This window comes from Marinobacterium sediminicola, assembly GCF_022343685.1.
In the GTDB taxonomy this organism is placed as follows: Bacteria; Pseudomonadota; Gammaproteobacteria; order Pseudomonadales; family Balneatricaceae; genus Marinobacterium; species Marinobacterium sediminicola.
Genome location: NZ_CP092123.1, coordinates 550,438 through 571,112 on the forward strand (window position 1 = coordinate 550,438; position 20,675 = coordinate 571,112).

The 20,675-nt window shown below is 54.4% G+C and carries 15 protein-coding genes, 1 tRNA gene and 2 pseudogenes; 7 read left to right on the plus strand and 11 right to left on the minus strand.

Annotated features, from left to right (window positions below):
- Nucleotides 1-16 precede the first annotated feature (16 nt).
- The 9 genes and pseudogenes from LN244_RS02590 to LN244_RS02625 all read right to left on the minus strand — a co-directional run bounded on the left by LN244_RS02590 (nucleotide 17) and on the right by LN244_RS02625 (nucleotide 9,285).
- Entirely contained in the window at nucleotides 17-2,131 is a 2,115-nt protein-coding gene (locus LN244_RS02590) for a putative bifunctional diguanylate cyclase/phosphodiesterase (RefSeq protein WP_239041305.1), read from the minus strand.
- 11 nt (nucleotides 2,132-2,142) lie between these two features.
- A complete protein-coding gene (locus LN244_RS02595) occupies nucleotides 2,143-2,709 on the minus strand; it encodes a YfiR family protein (protein ID WP_239041306.1) in 567 nt (188 codons plus the stop codon).
- A gap of 26 nt (nucleotides 2,710-2,735) precedes the next feature.
- Nucleotides 2,736-4,667 (minus strand): TonB-dependent receptor plug domain-containing protein, encoded by a 1,932-nt coding sequence (locus LN244_RS02600; RefSeq protein ID WP_239041307.1) that lies wholly within the window; start codon nucleotides 4,665-4,667, stop codon nucleotides 2,736-2,738.
- A gap of 585 nt (nucleotides 4,668-5,252) precedes the next feature.
- Nucleotides 5,253-5,690 carry an ATP-dependent zinc protease family protein gene (locus tag LN244_RS02605; RefSeq protein ID WP_239041308.1) on the minus strand — a complete coding sequence of 146 codons (438 nt, stop codon included), beginning with the start codon at nucleotides 5,688-5,690 and terminating at the stop codon, nucleotides 5,253-5,255.
- Entirely contained in the window at nucleotides 5,683-6,051 is a 369-nt protein-coding gene (locus tag LN244_RS02610) for a cation:proton antiporter regulatory subunit (protein WP_425542787.1), read from the minus strand. Before LN244_RS02610 ends, LN244_RS02605 begins: the two co-directional genes overlap by 8 nt.
- A pseudogene (locus LN244_RS02615) lies at nucleotides 6,028-6,906 on the minus strand (ATP-grasp domain-containing protein); the annotation flags it as partial. The gene LN244_RS02610 and the pseudogene LN244_RS02615, both read right to left, overlap by 24 nt.
- A gap of 195 nt (nucleotides 6,907-7,101) precedes the next feature.
- Nucleotides 7,102-8,076: a GGDEF domain-containing protein gene (locus LN244_RS16410; RefSeq protein ID WP_338037891.1), complete on the minus strand. Its 975-nt coding sequence runs from the start codon at nucleotides 8,074-8,076 to the stop codon at nucleotides 7,102-7,104.
- Nucleotides 8,053-8,322 (minus strand): annotated as a pseudogene (locus LN244_RS16415) (protoglobin domain-containing protein); the annotation flags it as partial. The pseudogene LN244_RS16415 and the gene LN244_RS16410, both read right to left, overlap by 24 nt.
- An 18-nt stretch (nucleotides 8,323-8,340) precedes the next feature.
- On the minus strand, nucleotides 8,341-9,285 hold the full coding sequence (locus LN244_RS02625; protein WP_239040410.1) for an IS481 family transposase: 945 nt from the start codon (nucleotides 9,283-9,285) through the stop codon (nucleotides 8,341-8,343).
- Between the two features lie 711 nt (nucleotides 9,286-9,996).
- Here LN244_RS02625 and LN244_RS02630 point away from each other — a divergent pair.
- On the plus strand, nucleotides 9,997-11,880 hold the full coding sequence (locus tag LN244_RS02630) for an autotransporter domain-containing protein (protein ID WP_239041310.1): 1,884 nt from the start codon (nucleotides 9,997-9,999) through the stop codon (nucleotides 11,878-11,880).
- 138 nt (nucleotides 11,881-12,018) lie between these two features.
- Here LN244_RS02630 and LN244_RS02635 read toward each other — a convergent pair whose 3' ends face one another.
- Both LN244_RS02635 and LN244_RS02640 read right to left on the minus strand, forming a co-directional pair.
- Nucleotides 12,019-12,216 carry a hypothetical protein gene (locus LN244_RS02635; protein ID WP_239041311.1) on the minus strand — a complete coding sequence of 66 codons (198 nt, stop codon included), beginning with the start codon at nucleotides 12,214-12,216 and terminating at the stop codon, nucleotides 12,019-12,021.
- Between the two features lie 219 nt (nucleotides 12,217-12,435).
- Nucleotides 12,436-12,522 (minus strand) — tRNA-Leu (locus LN244_RS02640).
- Between the two features lie 139 nt (nucleotides 12,523-12,661).
- Here LN244_RS02640 and queA point away from each other — a divergent pair.
- From queA to rnr, 6 genes are all read left to right on the plus strand, one after another.
- On the plus strand, nucleotides 12,662-13,714 hold the full coding sequence (gene queA, locus LN244_RS02645) for a tRNA preQ1(34) S-adenosylmethionine ribosyltransferase-isomerase QueA (RefSeq protein WP_239041312.1): 1,053 nt from the start codon (nucleotides 12,662-12,664) through the stop codon (nucleotides 13,712-13,714).
- Between the two features lie 14 nt (nucleotides 13,715-13,728).
- The gene (tgt, locus tag LN244_RS02650; RefSeq protein ID WP_239041313.1) at nucleotides 13,729-14,847 is read left to right on the plus strand and encodes a tRNA guanosine(34) transglycosylase Tgt; all 1,119 of its coding nucleotides are present in this window, start codon (nucleotides 13,729-13,731) and stop codon (nucleotides 14,845-14,847) included.
- Between the two features lie 37 nt (nucleotides 14,848-14,884).
- On the plus strand, nucleotides 14,885-15,217 hold the full coding sequence (yajC, locus tag LN244_RS02655; protein ID WP_239041314.1) for a preprotein translocase subunit YajC: 333 nt from the start codon (nucleotides 14,885-14,887) through the stop codon (nucleotides 15,215-15,217).
- A gap of 68 nt (nucleotides 15,218-15,285) precedes the next feature.
- The gene (secD, locus tag LN244_RS02660) at nucleotides 15,286-17,139 is read left to right on the plus strand and encodes a protein translocase subunit SecD (RefSeq protein ID WP_239041315.1); all 1,854 of its coding nucleotides are present in this window, start codon (nucleotides 15,286-15,288) and stop codon (nucleotides 17,137-17,139) included.
- A 10-nt stretch (nucleotides 17,140-17,149) separates the two neighbouring features.
- Nucleotides 17,150-18,076 carry a protein translocase subunit SecF gene (gene secF / locus LN244_RS02665; RefSeq protein WP_239041316.1) on the plus strand — a complete coding sequence of 309 codons (927 nt, stop codon included), beginning with the start codon at nucleotides 17,150-17,152 and terminating at the stop codon, nucleotides 18,074-18,076.
- 119 nt (nucleotides 18,077-18,195) lie between these two features.
- Entirely contained in the window at nucleotides 18,196-20,670 is a 2,475-nt protein-coding gene (gene rnr, locus LN244_RS02670; protein ID WP_239041317.1) for a ribonuclease R, read from the plus strand.
- The last annotated feature ends 5 nt before the right edge of the window (nucleotides 20,671-20,675 follow it).

Below are 20,675 nucleotides of genomic sequence, written 5' to 3' on the forward strand. Positions count from 1 at the left end.
CTCCGTGCGACAGTTGTTAGAACAGCTTGGCTTGAACGCTGGGCGAGGAGGGGCCAGGGGCCTGGTCCTGTTGTCGAAGCAAAACGGCCAGCTCACACAAGGGAACGGGTTTGCTGAACAGGTAGCCCTGTACCTGGTTGCAAAGATGGTTTTTAACGAACTGATATTGCTGTTCTGTTTCCACACCCTCAGCAACGACCTTCAGGTTCAGGTTGTGTGCCATATCGATAATCGTTCTGACAATGACTTCGTCATTCGGATCTGTGCCGATGTCCTGTATGAAAGAACGATCAATCTTCAGGGTATTCAGTGGCAGTTGCTTGAGGCGACTCAGGGATGAATAGGCGACCCCGAAGTCATCAATGGCGATCTCAACACCGAGGTTGCGAATCTTGCTCAGCTGCTCATATACCGAACCGACCTCGGAAACCACCAGCGTTTCGGTAACTTCCAGTTCCAGTTTATGTGCCGGAAAACCAGTCTCTTCAAGGGTTCTGGCGATGCGCCGGTAGACATCTTCCTTGATAAACAACGCAGGGGACAGATTAACTGCAAGTGACAGCTGGGGTTCTGACTCGCCATACAGTGACAGAAGATCCTGGCAGGCCCGATGAGTCACCCAGTCGTCTATTTCACTGATGAGGCCGCAATCCTCGGCCAAAGGAATGAACTCGGCCGGTGAGATAAAGCCCTCCTCATCATCGAACCAGCGTATGAGGGCTTCAACGCCTGTCATCCTGAGGCTTTGGCTGTCCCATTTGGGCTGGTAGTGGAGGGTAAAGGCATGCTGGGTCAGTGCACAACGCAACTTGCTTTCCAGCAGCATACGGCGTTCGGTCCGCTGGTTCATTTCAGTGACGTAGAAGTTGAACTGATTGCCGCCCAGTTCTTTTGAATGATACATGGCCGTGTCGGCATTCTTCAGCAGTGCTGACGCCTCTGTGCCGTCTTCAGGAAAGAGACTGATGCCGATGCTGGTACTGACCTGCAGATGGTAACCATCAATATTGGCCGGATGGCTGATCGCCTTGACCAGCTTCTGTGCCACTTCTGCTGCGCCGTCAACGCTGGCATCCATCAACAGAACAGCAAATTCATCCCCCCCCAGGCGGGCAAGGTTGTCACTCTCACGCAGGCAGTTCCGCAGGCGCGCTGACATTTCGATCAGCAGTTTATCTCCGATGCCATGCCCAAGGGTATCGTTGATCTCCTTGAATCGGTCCAGGTCGAGAAACATGACGGCAAGCTGGCTTTTATGCCGTTGCGCATAATGGATCGCGGTAATGAGGTTGTTATCAAAGGTAGCGCGATTGGATAGCTCCGTCAGGGTGTCATGAAAGGCCTGATGTTCAAGCTGACGGGTGAGCTCCTCCAGTTCTGCGGTGCGCTCTTGAACCTTTTCTTCAAGATGAGCCTGAATGCTGCGCAATTCCTCATCACGCAACTGGATCTGGTTGAGCATTTCATTGAAGTCATCTGCCAGGTTGCCAATTTCATCTTGCGAAAGCTTTTCTGCTCTGAGCTCATAATTGCGGGTCTCGGTGATGCGCCGAGCGGTTCGGGCAAGGTTCAGAATCGGGCCTGTTACTACGCCTTGTGCGACATCCGATAAAATACTGGCGACCAGAACGGAGACCAGAAACAGTCCCAGTACCACCATCATTCGCTGTACCTGCTGTTGCTGCCAGTTGCTCAGTTCGGACAGAATCATGATATGGCCGATGGTTTCATGATCATGAATGACCGGCTGGAGTATATAGAGTACGCCATCAAGTTCGCCGGTAGTGCGCTTGGGCAAGGCCTCAGGGAGGGAGACCGATCCTCTTCTGTAGGTTGCAAAGCTCTGTCCTGAATGGTCAAACAGTGCCGCGGCAACCACATTGTCTTCACCGCTCAGGGTCGCCAGAGTTTGTTGCGCCGCGTCCGTATCACCGAACACCAGAGCGGCCAGGGTGTTGTTACCAATCAGACTGCCCTGCGAGCGCATTCGGTCGTAGAGTTCGCCTCTTGAACTAATCCAGTCACTGACAGCAAATCCCAGTGTGGCGAGCAGCAGCACGGAACAGCTGATGACCATCAGCAGGACCAGAAGTTTGCGTTTGAGCGATTGCCTTTTGAACAGACTCTTCATACTTGCCTACACTAGGGTCGGTTGACTCTGGCCAGTTTCAGCAACTCCGAACTGATGGTGAGCCCTGCCTGGGTGACGAGATTGAGGTTGACTTCAAATCCCATGCCCTTTCCGTCTCGAACCAGATTGATCATGGCGTGATGGTGGTCTTCGTTGCGGGTACCCGGTTCAGTAAGGTCTGCAATGGTCAATACAGGGTCTGTAAGAGTATCGTCCAGCTCAAGGTGAAACTGCTGCAACTGAGAGGTGCCAATGAGCACCACGTCACAGGAATTCGAGCGATGGAGAGCATCGATAACCCGTTTTTCCACAGGGCGCTGCTGTACTTTCTTACCCTGGATGGATTCGAATCCGCGGCCCAGAAAGTCTTCCCGGTAATAGCAGATGACAAATCGATCCTGACGCTGGATCGAGAGATTCTGGGGCCAGTCGACAAACTTGGCCATGTTATACACAAAGGCCGCTTTTATGAGGCTGACTTTCTCAGACTGAGGATCGGCAAAGGCTCTGCTGCTCGCGATCAGACAACAGGCGCAGAGTGACAGCCAGAGCGCAACCTGCACGGGATAAGGCTTCATATCGCGGCGTTCTATCAGAGCCTGGATCAAAGGTCACCACTCCAGCTCAGGCGCAGCCAGATTACTCGTTCACTGCGTTCATTGTTGAACTGAGAGCCAAAGTCGGCGGCCGGGTCGAAGACCTTTTTATCAAACAGGTTGTCAATCCCGGCGGTGTAGGAAAGGCTGGGGTTAATCTGTCCAAAGGCATAGAGGTTGGTCACCACAAAGTGATCGGCAGCATCATTCGAGAAACTGTTGGTGTCCTCGCGAGTACTGTTATGAATCAGACTCAGACCAAGGTTGTGATGCGGCAAGTAGCGATAATCCAGCTGAGCACTACCGGTCCAGCTGGCCAGGTAGGGCAACTCCTGACTGTCCGGTGCGTCTGAATGCAGATATGCCGCTCCCAGACGCAGATTCAGTCGATCGCTGAGGCGGGCATTGAACAGAGCCTCGACACCACGCATCGTATAGCGATCGTCACTGTTGGAGAAAAACTCGTCGGCATTGTCTGGCGTAGGCATCTCCAGAATAAAGTTATCCAGCTGACTCCTGAACAGGCTGATACTCAGATTGGCCTCATCCCATTGATAGATATACCCAAGTTCCATCATGCGAATCTCTTCGGCATCAGCCACTGGTGGGATGAAGCTGGTACCTTCCATCACCTTGAGGTATTCACGCAGGGTTGGAGTGCGGATCGCGGTACCGTACTGAGCCTTGAATGTCTGCCGAGCGTCCGGGGTATATACCAGCGCCGCACGGTAGTTGAAGTAACCGCCGAACTGGTCAAATTCGTCATAGCGGCCACCAAGAGTCAGGTTCAGCTCGGGGCTGATATCCCAGACATCCTGAACGAAGAGGGCAAAGTCGTTGTTGGTGATGCCCGGTTTGGACAGCAGGTTGCCGGTTTCGGCAGGGTCCAGAAAACCATCACTGAAATGAAAGAAGCGAGTGTAGCTGGTGTCGTCGGCCTGCTCATGCTGCCAGCTCAGGCCAGCGGCAAGCGTATGGTCTCCATAGCGCTTCAAGCCGGTTACTGAAGCACCGGCCTTGGTGGCATTCTGATACTCGATGTAACCCAGAGCTCGGGTGTTCTGCTCAATCTCGTATTCTTTGATGTGGTCCTGCTGATAATAGAGCACGCTCTCGATGCGCCCCGTATCAATGGTACCCGTTTCATAGTTTGCCGCCAGTGTCAGTAATTGCTCATCGACAAAGGCATCCTGGCTGCTGGGGATGAATAAAAAAGGCGTCGAGTTGTCCGTGTAATTCAGCGACAAGGTCAGGCCCGGTAGAGGCTTGCCCTTGAGCTGGAAGTTACTGAAATCTTCATCCAGTGGCTGGAGAACCTCTGTTCCGATAAAACTCAGACGGTCGCTCCGAAAAGGAGCATCCTGTTGCGTGTGACTGGCAAACGCCTGGAATGTCGGGCTGTTGTAACTCAGCGTGCCTTTCAGGCGCTGGTGGTCGGCCGCTTCGGCAGTCAGGTTATATTCCGGAGTGTCTGAAAAATCACGGGTGGTAACGGAGATGATGCCGCCGAAGGCATTGGCGCCATAAAGGCTGGATGCAGGGCCAAGAATGACCTCGACTTTCTCGATGCTCTCAAGAGGCAGGTTGTCGCCCAGCGAGAAGTGACCATAGTAGAGGCTGCGCATCCTGACGCCGTCCACCATGAGCACCATCTTGTCGTTGTAACGATCCAGCAGGCCGCGAGCCCAGATGGAGCGGTGCCGTTTGCGGTACTGGTTCGACTGCAGGCCGGGGACAAAGGCCATAAGGTCATCCAGAGAGCGAACACCAAGGTGCTCGAATTCTTTCCGGCTGAAAGTGTAAACCGTTCCCGGTGCCTTGCTGGTTTGTGTTGGCAGCAGCGATGCCGAAGTGAACACCTCAAGAGAAACCAGTTCCTTGAGAGACAGTGACGCAAAGTCGGCACCATCGGGCGCGGCGGCCTGAACAGTTACAGACACCGTACATAGCAAGGCCATGCACGGGGCAGAGAGAGAATGTGTCCGATGGTTAATCATTATTATTTTCCCCAGACAGGACTTTTACATTGGCATGATGGTGACAGGGGGCGTGTCATTGGCTTGCCAAACAAGAGGAAGTCCTGTCCTTGAACATCCGGTCGCTTTCGCATGAGCAACTACCGAGTTGTGAAAGCGCAGGCACCATATTCCAAACTTTATTCAGTGAAAACAAGTCCCTTACCACTAAGGTTGACCAAGGGCATGGTTTGACAGATCGCTTTTCGTGGTGAGTCTGAAACGCTGGCTGAGTCCCTAAGGGAGCTGACCGATGAATCAACCATGTCTGAAGGGTGCATGAACGCGCTGTGAGTATGCGCTTTCAGGAAGGCGTACTCTGCTTTCTACTGAGGGCGCACTCTAATACAGCACGTCCCATGATGCTCCAGAGCCTCCTGCAAATGCTGCATAAGGAGTGGTCTGACCGATCGAAGCCTTTTTTTGGCAATGGCCTGAAACTGCATTGATTGTTTCCAGGGGCATTGTGGCCACAGGCAGATGGCTCTGGTGTATGAGATCTGGATAATGTCAGGCGGTTTTTTTGGTTTTTCTCAGCAGATAGGACTTTCCGGGATCGACAAGATAATGCCCCTTCATGGTCGTTCTGCCGATCAGCATGCGGAATCCCATAGTGTCGCGGTTTGTCAGCGTGACTTCTGCGATATGCGTGGTTGAACCTATGGTTATGCAGGTCTCTATGACATAACGCATTTCGCTGTGACCACCAGAGTCGCGTACTTCGCGTTCATCAAGCAAGGGTGCCTGGCACTCAATCACCGTTTCCGAGTCTCGCTGAAACGGGTGAATCTTGAAGTTCACCATCTTAACGCCATCGACCTCTGCAAGCCTGACATCGAAAGCATGCAGAGCGGATGTCCTTGCGCCGGTATCGACTTTTGCCTTGATCTTCGCAATCCCTAAATCAGGCAGGGATACCCATTCTCGCCATCCAAGTGTTTTAGTCATGTCCATTGTGTCCATCAGAGTCAGGATTGGTTACCGCTGTGTCAGGCAAGTCCATTACCTTGGGGCGGCGCCTGCGTTGAGCTCGAGCCGGAACCATGCCGCGCATGGATTCGAGTTTACCGAAGCACAGCAGCTTGTCCCCCGGTTCCAGAATCCGGTCCGCTCTTGGGTTGGGTATGACTTTACTGCCCCTGTTAAGGGTCAGGACATTCAGGTCCTTGGATGAGAGGTCTACATCCGAAATGGTTTTGCCGACGAATTCTGACCCATCTGGAACCAGAATTTCACTGACGCCGTACCCCTTGCTGACAGTGAGTCGCTGGCGAATATCTATTTCGGGAAACTCAACCTGTGCCGCTATGTAGTCAATGATGGCACCGGCAACATCCAGCTGAGTACAGCTTTCGATGCCCTCCAGGCCGGGGGATGAATTGACTTCCATGATTTGGGGGCCGGTGGCGCTCTCCAGCATATCGACCCCGGCAACACGCAAGCCCAGAATTTGTGCTGAGCGAATGGCGGCTTCTGCATACTCTTCCGGGAGGTCAATTGGTTCGGCGATACCACCACGGTGGACGTTGCTTCTGAACTCCTGTCCTTGAGCAACGCGTCGCATGGCGGCAACCACGCGATCGCCGACGACCAGCGCACGTATATCCCGGCCGCGGCTCTCGGCGACGAATTTCTGAATCAGTACGTTCTGTTTCTGGCTTTGCAGTAACTCGATGATCGACTCGGCAGCCTTGACGGTATCTGCCAGAAGAACACCTATGCCTTGAGTGCCTTCGATGAGTTTTATGATGACCGGAGCACCGCCTACACGTTCAATGGCCGGCAAAACATCCCGCTTGTCGCGAACGAAAGTGGTTTCCGGAATGCCGATATGGTGGCGGGCAAGAATCTGCAGGCTGCGCAGTTTGTCTCGGGAGTTGGCAATGCCATGAGCGGTATTGGCGCAGAAAACGTCCATTTCCTGGAATTGACGCACGACCGCCGTACCGTAGTAAGTGATCGAGGCGCCAATTCTGGGCAGGACGGCATCATAATCACTGAGCTGTCTGCCACGGAAATACAGGTCAGGGTCGCCACGCTTTAAATCGATGGCAAACTTCAGTGTGTCCAGTACCTTGACATTGATGCCTCTGTCCAAGGCGGCTTCTTTCAACCGGCGGGTGCTATATGATTTTAAGGACCGAGAGAGTATTGCCAGTTTCATGATCACTTCCTTGATTGTCGATACAGGCTGTCAGGCAGTTAAGAGCAGCCTTGAGGTCATCATAGTTCATTCTGCAGAACCGATCACATTGACCGTTTCCGGGTGAGGCAAGCGAGTGTGCTCGAGTGTTTCAGTCTGATGGAGGTGGGCCTCATCCCGCAAGGCCTTCAGGACAAGGCTGAAAAACAGGTCAAATCATGGATGTCCAGATTGGGAGTCTGCTAGAGCATCTCCAGCCAGATCGACCACCACTTTATTGCGGCCCGTATTCTTGGCGTGATACAGGGCATCATCCGCTCTGCGCACCAGACGCTGATAGTCTGGGTGCCCGTCAAAACAGGCGATGCCAATACTGATCGTGGCGTTCAGCTCTTTACCCTCGGAGAGCCGGAACGCTTCCTGCTCGACGCTTTTACGCAGTTTCTCGGCCATCGACCTGGCGCGGGTCGCATCCATGTCCACGGCAATCAGCAAAAACTCTTCTCCGCCCAGACGGAACAAATAATCACCGGAACGGCTGTTGTTCACCAGAATGAGTGACAATTGCTGCAGTACCGCGTCACCGGCCTGATGGCCATAGGTATCATTCACCCGCTTGAAGTAATCAATATCAATCGCGAAAACGGCAAAGCTCGTTTTTTGTGAGCGGGCCTGACTGATCTGCTTGCTCAACACCACAGGCATGAATTTGCGGTTCAATAACCGGGTCAGCACATCTCGCCCTGACTCCAGTTCGTTGTTCTGCTCAAACAGGTTGCTCAGGTGAAAGCGAATGCTCTTGACCTTGTCACGCAGATCCCTGAGCAGGTGAATGTTGGAGAGCTTACTGTTGACACTGTTGTCATCAGCGCCAAACAGGGGCAGCAGCACGTTGTCGATCTCTTCCATGGTGTCCATAACCACCGCTGCCTCGGCTGAGCCCTCGAAGGCATGAATCCCCTTGTGCCGAAACCAAAGTCCGAAGTCTGACGCCTGGATGCGGGGCATTTCGCTGGATTTGGTGCCAATTGCCTGACTGAACATCAGCTGGTTTTCCCAATCGAACAGGGCCGCTCTCTGGTGTTCTTTCTCGTTGGCAATATTCTGGGTAATGGCGAACAGTCGATAAGCTTCTTCTGCTCTGGAGTTACGGTCGTGTGACAGTTCATAGGCATGGCCCATGATTTCCATCGCCAGGTCAATCGTGTCGGCGACCAGTCGTATGGCCGAGTACCGTGCGTCTGCCGAAAGGTGATCGACTTCGTGTAACAGCTGCGCAAATCGATCCTTCAGACAACGAGCCCCCCGAAGTACCAGGTGTAAGGGAATGTCGATACGTGCATGCACTTCACCAATCTTGCGCTGCTCGGCAATCAGTCGCTGCACGTCTTCATCGGTGCCTGCGCAGAACAGACCGGATACCCAGCGCTGCATCGACTGCCCTAGGTGTGAATACTAAACACCTTGTTCACGCAGCTTCGGTATTCGAGACACCGGCGGTAGATTTCCGATACTGCCATGAGGGCGCTGTTTATTGTAGTGGTTGATCCAGTCTGTCAGCGCCCAGGCCCTTGATATGTCGTTTGCGTAGGGCACTGCATATGCCCACTCCCTGATCATTGTTTGTATAAATCGCTCCGCCTTGCCGTTCGTTCTGGGCGTGTATGGGCGCGTGTATACATGCTTGATCCCTTCCCGTTGTAAAACTGCATTGAACCGACGGGAACGATAGGCTGGACCGTTATCGGTCATCAGGCGTTTCACCTCTACACCTATTCCGCGGTAGGCCGCTAGAGCGTTTTCCAAAAAGCGCGTTGTGGTGCCTTGCTGCTCATCTGGTAGTACCCGGGCAAACGCCCAGCGGCTGTGATCATCAATACAGATATGAACGCACTCATAACCCGCACCTCGGGTATTCTGGCGACGGTTGTTTGTCACGCGGTGGCCGGGCCTGTCGAAGCGAGGCAGCTTCTTGATATCCATATGCAGCATGTCACCCGGCGCGGGGTGTTCGTAGCGCTGCGCAGGTTGCACCGGCTCCAGGTGTGAGGCTCGATTGAGCTTAAGTCGGCGCAGTACAGCTGTCACTGTGGAGTAAGCCAGACTCAGTGCCTGTGCGATCTGCTTGGCAGTCCACTTGAGTGTCAGGCGCATCTTCTGAATCAGCTCAACCCACTGTTTCGGCATCTGCCTCGGTGAGGCGTGGGGACGGCTGGATGCTGACTCAAGACCAGCCTCACCTGCCTCTCGATAACGAGCAATCCACTTGTACACAGTGTGCGTGCTGATACCAAAAGTGCTGGCAATGTCTCGCACCGGCTGCCGCTTACGGAGGGCTCGATCAACGATCAGGGCTCGAATATGAGGCGTAGTTCGGGCATTCTTGTGAGGGTTGTTCATGTCGGTTGTTCTGTGCTGTTTGTTTGGCGATAACCAGCATCTCGAACTTAACCGGCGTGAACAACCTCCTTAGCACCCACACCTAGGCGGCTTTGGACCTCGTCGTTGGATAAAAACTGTGACGCGCCGGGGTCGGATAGCATTTCCCGATAGAAGTGTTCGGATAGAGAAGCCGAGTGCTCCCGTGCAAAGTCGATGGCGAGCTGCCGTATATCAGGGGAGAAACGAAGGTTGATGGACGACCATTCTGAACACAGGTGCTCGGAAGAAATGCGAGGCATGAGTACACCTTTGCCGGGAGGGGAAAATAATCGTGATTATACCATGACGGACGGCCAGGCTTTAACAGGCTGAACGGAAGGATAAAATGCTGTTTTGCAGCCTATCGAAGCGACTGTAAGGGGGGAGTAAGGGTTAGTACAGAATGTGCTCTTGCAAACTTCGTCAAAGGCTTGAAGAAGTGGTACCCGCGGCCGGACTCGAACCGGCACACCTGTTAGGGCAGGGGAATTTTGAACCCTCTAGCGCGCACGTCATGATCACCTTGAAAACCCATGCTTGGGCCGTTTTTGTCTGCCGGTCTCTTTCGGCTGGCCAGTTCGGCGATGCGTGAGAATTCAATCGCTTCTCCGTTACTATTGACTCCAAAGAAATACACAAAGAAGATGGGGGTTTTTAAGAACAATCCATAAGACTTAGGGGTGTAAGCTTGTGAAAAAAATCTTGAGATACGGGCAGCCTTTCCTGTATTTGCTGCTTTTGGGTTCCATCTCAGCTAAAGCTGAAGCTGCACTGCTGGTACAGTCGACATACTCCAGTAATATAACCAGTACCAGTGCTACGCTTAATATCAGAGTGCAGAACACCAGTGGCAGCAACTCTGTTGATGGCGTAGCAATTGGTTGGGGTGGAAACTCGGGTACGCCTTACACTAATACGACATCTGGGCAGAATGTACCCCCAAATTCGACAATCACTATATCAAGAAATATCTCTGGTCTCAGCTGTGGGCAAACATATTACTATGCCGCCAACTGGTTTGGCGTATTCTACGGCCCTGAGCAAACCTTCACTACAACTGCCTGTGACTCTACTCCGCCAAATATAAATATTTCGGCTCAAGAAGTATCAAGTGGAGAATCCTCGGACGACAGCAGCATCCAGCTTACGTTCACGACAAATGAACCGACTGTGAATTTTGATGCATCGGACGTGACAGTGGGTAATGGCTCAATCAACAGCTTCAGTGCAGTTTCATCCACTGTGTATACAGCCACCCTTGTTCCGAACTCTATTGGAACTGTCACTGTGTCCGTTTTGGCAGGTGTATTTACAGACGCCGCCAGTAATGGAAATACCGCTTCCAGCGTATTTGAGTGGAATTATGGATCTGACCCGACATCGAAAGCTGACGTTATTGATACATTGAATGCAACGACTCAGGCCGCCAATCGTTTCTACAGCAATAGTATCAAGCATGCGAATGATAGGATGCAGTGGCTGCGAAGGAATCAGTCATCCGATTTGAAATCGGTTCAGGGGATTAATCTTCATGTTGATGATCCTTTGCTGCAACAGTTCATCAGTGGGGACCCGAAAGCGCTGAGCGCATTCTACCTTGCATCGAACACGACATCTCAGAGTGACAGTCGTCTGGGGGCCAATGTACAGACCATGGCTGATGTAGAGGCCCCTCCAATGGAGTTGGTCATTGCGAGCGCTCAAAACAGTTTTGGAAGGGTCAATCTGAACCCGACCGCCGGAAAAGTCCTTGGTGACTGGTATCTTTGGACCGCAGGTAACCTGACACTTGCGAAAGACAAAAACTCAGTCACCAACCAGAGCAATGATACTGAAAGTATTAACCTGGCTATTGGTATGGATAAGCAGCTGAGCAATGAATCGATTATCGGCTTCGCCTTGAATCTGGGGCAGGATGATATCGATGTTGGCAACGCTGGCAGTAACCTTGAATCCGATAATGTCAGTTTGTCCATGTATACCAGTATTGACAGTCAAGAGCTGCCGCCAATTGATCTGGTATTGGGGTTGGGTCACATGAGCCTGGACTCAGTGCGAATGGATGGCACCCAGGTGCTGACCGGAAGCCGAAATGCCAATATGATCTTCGGTTCCGCATCCATCAGAAAAGAGCCGATCATCAAAGGGGACTTTTTGCTGACCCCCTACGCAGAAATAAATGCCGCTTATACAAGGCTGGGAAGCTATACAGAACAGGGTGGTGCACTTGCTCTGGAGTATGACAGACAGAATGTTAAGAATTACATGATATATCTGGGTGTGGATGCCGATTATAAGATGGCTGTGAATGGTGGTCAGCTCAGACCTTTTGCGAGGCTGGCTTACGGCTTGGATTTGTCTCCCGAGTCCAATGCTGATCTCCGCTATGTTGGTGATGCAACAGGCTATCGTTTGAAAGTTGATGCTTCCGCAACCTCCCATTGGATTTTCCGAGTTGGTGGGGATTATCAGCATAATAACGGGGTAGGCTCTTCGCTTGTGTACGAACGGACTCAATCCGTTAATTCCGGTCATGCTGACTCAATTCGTTTCAGGCTGGCCGTGCCCTTCTAAGATAAGGGACAGCTCCAGCGGCACCGGGGAGGAAAACCTCCTCGGATGCCGAGATCTGTTACGGGTTCGCACCCGACATACCTCCCGGCTTCCGCCGTTCGTGGTCACCGCCAGCAATGCGTGGATTACCGCCTTAAGCTACTGCACGTCCAGAAAACGGGTACGAATGTTGTCCTCCCGCAACTGCTCGATCTTCATCGCTTCATTCACGTCGATTACATCCATGCGCAGCGCCAGCTGTCCCATCGTCTTCAGCAACCCGATGATGCGGTTACAGGTGGCCGGAGCCAGTGCCGATCGCCTCGGCTTGGGCGAGTTAAGGTCTAACCGGAGCACTAGCGCGGCCTTCAGGTCGCGGAACAACAGGTGAGCACACCGGAGCTTGATGGATACCGTTGGATGTCACGACGCACAGAAACTGCACAGACGGCGGGCAGGATATGGACCGGGTGGGGCATTCAGGCACAAAAAAAGCGGCCACCTTTCGGTCCCGCTTGCTTGTCAAAGCCTTTGATTTACAGGCTTTTTCTGTGCTTCTTCAAGGGCTTGAAGAAGTGGTACCAGCGGCCGGACTCGAACCGGCACACCCGTTAAGGCGGGGGATTTTGAATCCCCTGTGTCTACCAATTTCACCACGCTGGCTTTGCAGTCGATCAACAGTCAAACCGTTGAAAGCAGGCGCATATTATATTTGTCTTGATCGGTTCGTCAATCAGGACTGAAAAAAATGCTGCGCTCAGGTAGAATTCGCCCTTTCCAACAGGTTTCCAGTTTGAGTCCCATGCAGGTAAAAGATTTCTACTTCGAGCTGCCGGAGGAGCTGATTGCGCGCTACCCTCTGGAGCAGCGCAGTGCCAGCCGTTTGCTCTGTGTCGACGGCAATACCGGCGAACGGGCGCATCGCCAGTTCTCTGATCTGCCTTCCTTGCTTCAGCCCGGTGATTTGCTGGTCTTCAACGACACCCGCGTGATTCCGGCGCGTTTGTTTGGCCAGAAGGCGAGCGGTGGCAAGATCGAGATGCTGATTGAGCGCGTGACTTCAGACAGTGAAGCGCTGGCGCATATCCGCTCCAGCCGTGCCCCAAAACCCGGCGCGAAGCTCGAACTCGAAGGCGGGCTTGAGGCGGAGGTGACCGGGCGTCAGGAGAACCTGTTCCAGGTGCGCTTCACCAATCTGGACGGGCACCTGGTCAGTGCGCTTGAAGAACATGGTCATATGCCGCTGCCGCCCTACATGAAGCGCGAAGATCAGCTGTCCGATCGAGAACGTTACCAGACGGTCTATAACCGCAAGCCCGGCGCGGTGGCCGCGCCCACGGCAGGGCTGCATTTCGATCAGCCCTTGCTGGAGCAGCTCAAGGCGATGGGGGTCGAGCAGGCATTTGTGACCCTGCATGTCGGAGCGGGGACCTTCCAGCCGGTGAAGGTGGACAATATTCAGGATCATCACATGCATGCCGAGTATATCGAAGTCTCGGAAGAGACCTGTGCGGCAGTCAAGGCGGCACAGGCGCGTGGCAATCGTGTGATCGCCGTGGGTACGACCAGCGTGCGTTGTCTGGAAACCGCCAGTCAGTCCGGCGAAATCCAGCCGTTTTATGGTGATACCGATATTTTCATCTATCCCGGTTATCGCTACCGCACGGTGGAGGCCCTGATTACCAACTTCCATCTGCCTGAATCGACCCTGTTGATGCTGGTCAGTGCCTTTTCAGGCCACAAGGCGATGATGGATGCCTATGCCGAAGCCGTAGCCGAACGTTACCGTTTCTTCAGCTATGGCGATGCCATGTTTTTGACCCGTCGTGAGGCGACGGATGAGGAGTCCCCGTGAGAAAAGAATGCTTTATGAAGTTTGAAACCATCACCACGGAAGGCAAGGCGCGTCGTGGTCGTCTGACCTTCCCGCGGGGCGTGGTGGAAACCCCGGCGTTCATGCCGGTGGGGACGTACGGTACGGTCAAGGGCATGCTGCCGCGTGATATCGAAGCCACCGGTGCGCAGATTATTCTTGGCAACACCTTCCACCTGATGCTGCGACCGGGCACCGAAATCGTGCAGATGCACGGTGATCTGCATGATTTCATGCAGTGGAAGGGGCCGATTCTGACGGACTCGGGCGGTTTTCAGGTGTTCAGTCTTGGCAAGTTGCGCAAGATCACCGAAGAGGGCGTGACTTTCCAGTCACCCGTCAATGGCAGCAAAGTGGTGATGACCCCGGAAAGTTCCATGCAGGTGCAGCGTGAGCTGGGTTCCGACATCGTCATGATCTTCGACGAATGCACGCCCTATCCGGCTTCTCACAAGGAGGCGGCTGATTCCATGCGCATGTCGCTGCGCTGGGCTCAGCGTTCGAAAGACGCCCATGGTGACAGCCCTTCGGCGCTGTTCGGTATTATCCAGGGGGGCATGTATGAAGACCTGCGTGACGAGTCGCTGGAAGGCCTGACCGGTATCGGCTTCGATGGTTATGCCATTGGCGGGTTGTCCGTGGGCGAGCCGAAGGAAGACATGAAACGCGTTCTGGATCATCTGGCGTGGAAAATGCCGGAAGACAAGCCGCGCTACCTGATGGGCGTGGGCAAGCCGGAAGATCTGGTTGAGGGCGTCCGTCGCGGCGTTGACATGTTTGACTGCGTGATGCCTACCCGTAACGCGCGCAACGGTTTCCTCTTCACCCGCAAGGGTATCGTCAAGATCCGCAACTCGGCGAACAAGACGAATACTTCACCGGTTGATGAAACCTGCAGCTGTTATACCTGTCAGAACTTCAGTCGCGCCTACCTGCACCACCTGGACAAGTGCAAGGAGATCCTTGGTGCGCAGCTCAATACCATCCATAACCTGCACTATTATCAGGAGCTGATGGCCGGTTTGCGCAACGCTATTGAACAGGGTAAATTGAGCGACTTTGTAGACGAATTCTATCGTCAGCGGGGCGAGGAAACGCCACCACTGACGGCATGACACGAACACTTTTTACTGTAATCGGGAGTACACCTGAATGAGCTTTTTCATCTCTCCGGCGCTGGCCGCTGAAGCCCCTGCAGCAGCCCCAGATGCGGGTCTGTTCAACATCCTGTTCCTGGTCGGCTTCGGTCTGATTTTCTACTTCTTCATGTGGCGCCCACAGGCCAAGCGTGCCAAGGAGCACAAGAATCTGATCTCCAATCTGGCCAAGGGTGATGAAGTGATCACCGCCGGCGGCATTATCGGCAAGGTTACTCGCCTGACTGATGACTACGTCGTACTGGAAGTGTCTGAAGGTACCGAGCTCAAGTTCCAGAAAGCCCACGTGGCTGCCGAACTGCCCAAGGGCACGATCAAGGGTATCTAAGCCCAGTCTTGAGTGATCCAGCGCCACTGTTCAGGTGGCGCTTTTGTTTTTGGTGAGGATGGAGCACGATGCTCAACCGCTACCCCCTGTGGAAAAATCTGATGATCCTGCTGGTGCTGGCGATCGCCGGTCTCTATGCAGCTCCCAACCTGTACCCTGACGATTATGCCGTACAGATCTCGGGTACACGTACGACTCAGGTCGATGCTGACACCCTGACACGGATAGAGTCGGCACTGGAGGCCTCCGGTATCCAAGTGAAAGGTACTGAAATGCAGCAGGACGGAGTGGCGCTGGTTCGGCTGCCGAGTTCTGACGCTCAGTTGGCGGCCAAGGATGCAATCTCGGATCAGTTGGGTAGCGACTACGTGGTCGCGCTGAACCTGGCACCGACAACCCCGGACTGGTTGGGCAGCATGGGCGCCGGTCCCATGAAGCTGGGTCTGGACCTGCGTGGTGGTGTTCACTTCCTGCTGGAAGTCGACATGGCGCAGGCGGTGGGACAGCGCCTCGACGTGTATGTCAGCGAAATCAAGACCAAGCTGCGTGAGGAAAAACTGCGCTACCGCGTGGTGGACCACCTCGAAGATGGTCGTCTGGCGATCCGCTTCATCGATGCGGAAACCCGGGATGCGGCTTCAAGCCTGCTGCTGCGTACTTATCAGGAGTTTCTGGTCGACAGCGATGACGTCGATGGTGAAGCCTGGCTCTACGTCAATCTGACCGAACAGACCATCCGTGACATCGAAGACTATGCGATCAAGCAGAACCTGACCACGCTGCGTAACCGTGTCAACGAACTGGGTGTGGCAGAACCGCTGGTACAGCGTCAGGGGCGCAACCGCATCGTGGTTCAGCTTCCGGGCGTGCAGGATGCGGCTGCTGCCAAACGCATCATCGGCAAGACCGCCAATCTGGAGTTTCGTCTGGAAGCAGGTCCGGATGCCAGCCGTGCGGATACCGAAATCTATGGCTTCCGCGATACGCCTGACCGCAAGGCCACGCTGGAGAAGGACGTAATCATCACCGGTTCCAGCGTTTCCAATGCACAGGCGGCGTTTGACGAAAACGGCATGCCGCAGGTGTCGATTACACTGGATGCGAAGGGCGGCCAGATGATGAGTCGCGTCACCCGCAATGCGATCCAGCGCCGTATGGCCGTGCTGTTCGTGGAGCACAAGCAGCGCATGCTGGTGCAGACCATCGACGGCGAGCGGGTCGAAAAGCGTATTCCCTATACCGAGAAAGGCATCATCTCACTGGCCACTATTCAGAGTACGCTGGGTAATTCATTCCGCATTACCGGTCTGGACAGTGCCCAGGAGTCTTCCGAGCTGGCGCTGCTGCTGCGAGCCGGTGCCCTCGCTGCGCCGATCTATTTTGTCGAAGAGCGCACCGTTGGGCCTAGCCTGGGGGCCGAGAATATCGAACTGGGTACCCTGTCGGTCCAGATCGGTTTCGCGCTGGTCCTGATCTTCATGCTCATTTACTACAAGACTTTTGGTCTGCTGGCGAATATCGCGCTGACACTGAACCTGGTGCTGCTTGTAGCCGTTATGTCACTGCTGTCGGCGACACTGACGTTGCCGGGTATCGCCGGTATCGTGCTGACGGTCGGTATGGCGGTAGATGCCAACGTATTGATCTTCGAGCGTATCAAGGAAGAGCTGCGTAATGGTCTGCCGGTGCAGTCGGCGATCCATGCCGGTTTCAGTCGCGCCTTTACCACGATCCTGGATGCGAACATCACCACCCTGATTGCGGCAGTGATCCTCTTTGCCATGGGAACTGGGCCGGTCAAGGGCTTCGCCGTGACTCTGTCGGTCGGTATTCTGACCTCCATGTTCACCGCATTGCTGGTGACGCGTGCGCTGGTCAATCTGGTGTACGGTGGCCGCACGCTGAAGAAAGTGATGATCTGAGGAGCTCCCCATGGCCAATGCAACGAAAATTTACAACTTCATGGGGATTCGCAAGCTGGCGCTGGCGTTTTCCCTGATCCTGATGCTGGTATCCATCGGCTCCCTGGCGGTCAACGGTCTCAAGTTCGGCCTTGATTTTACCGGCGGCAGTCTGGTGGAAATCGGGTATGAGCAGCAGGCTGATCTGGAGCAGGTTCGTAGCCAGCTGCAGGACGCCGGCTTTGCGGATGTGACCGTGCAAACCTTCGGCTCTCCGAGGGACGTGCTGATCCGTCTACAGGCTGACCACGACCCCGTACTGGGCGATAAGGTGCTGGCTGCATTGCAGACAGGTACCGATCAGTCGCTGGAGCTGCGTCGAAATGAATTCGTCGGTTCCCAGGTCGGGGAAGAGCTGCGCGAACAGGGCGGCCTTGGCATGTTGCTGGCGCTGTTCATGATCATGGTGTATCTGGCATTCCGCTTTCAGTTCAAGTTTTCGCTGGGCGCGGTGCTGGCTCTTGTGCATGACGTGATCGTGGTGCTGGGCTTTTTCTCCCTGCTGCAGGTGGAATTCGATCTGACCGTACTCGCGGCTGTACTGGCGGTGATTGGTTACTCGCTGAACGATACCATTGTGGTTTACGATCGTATCCGTGAGAACTTCCGTATCATGCGCAAGGGGGATGCCGCTGAGGTGATGAATGCCTCGTTGACCCAGACCCTGAGCCGTACCCTGATGACCTCTTTGACCACCTTGCTGGTACTGGTTGCGCTGTTCTACTTCGGCGGCGAAATGATTCACGGTTTTGCCATGGCATTGCTGGTGGGTGTACTCATCGGTACCTACTCGTCGATCTATGTGGCGGCCAATGCGCTCATCATGTTGGGCATTACCCGAGATGATCTGCTCCCGCCCCAGAAAGAAGAGGGCGAAGAGGCAGAAGAGCTGCCCTGATACTTGTAAAGCCGGCTCTGCCGGCTTTATTTTTTATGGATTACCCGACTATTCTCTAAGTCTAAGAATGGTTGATGCTGGCAGCCGTGGAGGCTGTGACAGACAAAATTGGATATTGAATGACTAAGAATTGGCAAGATAAAGACCCCAATGCCCAGCAGGAAGCTGAGAAATATGACCAGCCGGTCCCAAGCCGTGATTTCCTGCTCAATTTTCTTGAAAAGTGGGGGGCACCGATCAGCCACCCGCTGCTCTGCCGTGAACTCGGCATCGAAGATGAAGACGGTATCGAAGGTGTTCGCCGTCGCTTGATCGCCATGTGCCGCGATGGTCAGCTGATCTCGAACCGGAAGGGCGAATATGGCCTGATCCGCAAGATGGACCTGATCCCCGGGCGGGTGATCGGTCACCGAGATGGTTTTGGCTTCCTGCAGCCTGATGCCGGTGGTGATGACCTCTTTCTCAGTCCGCGCAACATGCGTGAGGTGTTCGATGGTGATCGGGTGCTGGTGCAGTCGATCGGTATCGATCATCGCGGTCGCCGCGAAGGCAAGATCGTCGAGGTCCTTGAACGCTGTACCACCAAACTGGTGGGCCGCTTTGATGGTCATGGTGGCTTTGGCAGCCTGATCTGTGAAAACCAGCGCATCACCAACCAGGTGATGATCATCCCTGATCCGACCACCGGGCTGGAATACGAAGATGGTCAGCTGGTGGTCGCGGAGATTATCCAGCATCCGACCCGCAAGCAGCCGGCCCGTGCGCGGGTGATCGAAGTACTGGGTGATCGCATGGCACCGGGCATGGAGATCAAGGTTGCCATCCACAACTATGAAATTCCGGACGAATTCCCGGACGAGGTGCATCAGCAAATTGGCGAGCTGACGCCTGAAGTGCGAGAAGAGGACAAACAGAACCGCTTTGACCTGCGTGACCTGCCCTTTGTCACTATCGACGGTGAAGATGCCAAGGACTTTGACGATGCGGTCTATTGTGAGAAGAAAACCTTTGGCGGCTGGCGCCTCTGGGTCGCGATTGCCGATGTCTCCTACTATGTGCGTCCCGACTCGCCGCTGGATCGTGAAGCCGTCAAGCGTGGCAATTCGGTGTATTTCCCGGAGTTTGTGGTGCCGATGCTGCCGGAATTGCTCTCCAATGGCCTTTGCTCACTGAATCCCAAGGTCGATCGTCTGGCGATGGTGTGTGAGATGACGGTCAGTCGAGCGGGCAAGTTGTCCGGTTACAAGTTCTACGAGGCCGTGATCAACTCCAAGGCACGACTGACCTATACCAAGGTGGGCGCCATGGTGGATCCAGACCATGAGGAGCACCAGCACTGGCGTCAGGAATACCGTGATGTCGTGCCGCATATCGAACAGTTGCACGCGTTGTACAAGTCGCTGCGCAAGGCGCGCGATGAGCGTGGCGCCATCGACTTCGAAACCGTGGAAACTCGTATCATCTTCGATCAGGTGCGCAAGATTGATGAGATCGTGCCGGTACACCGCAACGATGCTCACAAAATGATCGAGGAATGCATGCTGACTGCCAACGTGGCAACCGCACGTTTCCTGGCCAAGTATGGTAAGCCGGCGCTCTATCGTATCCACGATGGTCCGAAGGAAGCCAAGCTGGAGAATCTGCGTGCCTTCCTCGGTGAGCTGGGTCTCAATTTGCCTGGTGGTGACAGCCCGGAGCCGAAGGACTATCTGAAGCTGGCTGAAGCAATCGAAGGGCGGCCGGATCGCCACATCATCCAGACCATGATGCTTCGCTCGATGCAGCAGGCCGTGTACAGTCCGGATAATCATGGCCACTTCGGCCTTGCCTATCCGGCCTACACCCATTTCACCTCTCCGATCCGGCGTTATCCGGACCTGCTGGTTCATCGTGCCATTCGAAGTGCCATCCACGCTGAAAGCAAGGTCAAGGGCGTTGAGCGTCCGAAGAAATTCCAGCCAAGTTCGGCGTTCAAGTACGACTACAGTCTTGAGCAGATGCTGGCGCTGGGTGAGCACTGCTCCATGACCGAGCGGCGTGCCGATGATGCCACCCGGGATGTGGTGGCCTGGCTCAAGTGTGAATACATGCAGAGTCAGATCGGTGAAGTCTATCCGGGTGTGGTTGCAGCCGTGACCGGTTTCGGGGTTTTTGTCGAGCTGGAAGATCTGTATGTGGAAGGACTTATCCACATCACTGCGCTGCCCAGTGACTACTATCACTTTGAAGCCGCCAAGCAGCGCCTCGTGGGTGATCGGACTCGTCGTGTCTTCAAACTCGGCGACCGTCTGGATGTGCAGGTGGTACGGGTGGATCTGGACGAACGCAAGATCGACTTCGAACTCTCGGGTGAACAGGCTGCGACAAAGCCTAAAAAGCTGACGCAGCGAGAAAGGTTGGCGAAGGGACAGATTGAGGACGCTCGTCCCGCTCGCAAGAAGGGGCGTAGCCGCGGAAAAAAGCCTGAAGGGCATCATGGTGATGCCCCGAACAGGCGCTCTGCGGGAAAGGAGAAAAATGCCGCCACGCCCAAGCGCAAGAAAGCGCACAAACCCAAGCACCCGCCAAGAGCAAGGCAAAAACGCCAGGGCTAGGATGG

Coding starts and splice junctions, on each gene's coding strand:
- LN244_RS02605 (WP_239041308.1), bottom strand. CDS start 5,690: ATGACTAAAACACTTGGATGGCGAGAATGGGTATCCCTGCCTGATTTA.
- tgt (WP_239041313.1), top strand. CDS start 13,729: ATGAAGTTTGAAACCATCACCACGGAAGGCAAGGCGCGTCGTGGTCGT.
- queA (WP_239041312.1), top strand. CDS start 12,662: ATGCAGGTAAAAGATTTCTACTTCGAGCTGCCGGAGGAGCTGATTGCG.
- LN244_RS02590 (WP_239041305.1), bottom strand. CDS start 2,131: ATGAAGAGTCTGTTCAAAAGGCAATCGCTCAAACGCAAACTTCTGGTC.
- LN244_RS02595 (WP_239041306.1), bottom strand. CDS start 2,709: ATGAAGCCTTATCCCGTGCAGGTTGCGCTCTGGCTGTCACTCTGCGCC.
- LN244_RS02625 (WP_239040410.1), bottom strand. CDS start 9,285: ATGAACAACCCTCACAAGAATGCCCGAACTACGCCTCATATTCGAGCC.
- rnr (WP_239041317.1), top strand. CDS start 18,196: ATGACTAAGAATTGGCAAGATAAAGACCCCAATGCCCAGCAGGAAGCT.
- LN244_RS16410 (WP_338037891.1), bottom strand. CDS start 8,076: ATGGAAATCATGGGCCATGCCTATGAACTGTCACACGACCGTAACTCC.
- secF (WP_239041316.1), top strand. CDS start 17,150: ATGGCCAATGCAACGAAAATTTACAACTTCATGGGGATTCGCAAGCTG.
- secD (WP_239041315.1), top strand. CDS start 15,286: ATGCTCAACCGCTACCCCCTGTGGAAAAATCTGATGATCCTGCTGGTG.
- yajC (WP_239041314.1), top strand. CDS start 14,885: ATGAGCTTTTTCATCTCTCCGGCGCTGGCCGCTGAAGCCCCTGCAGCA.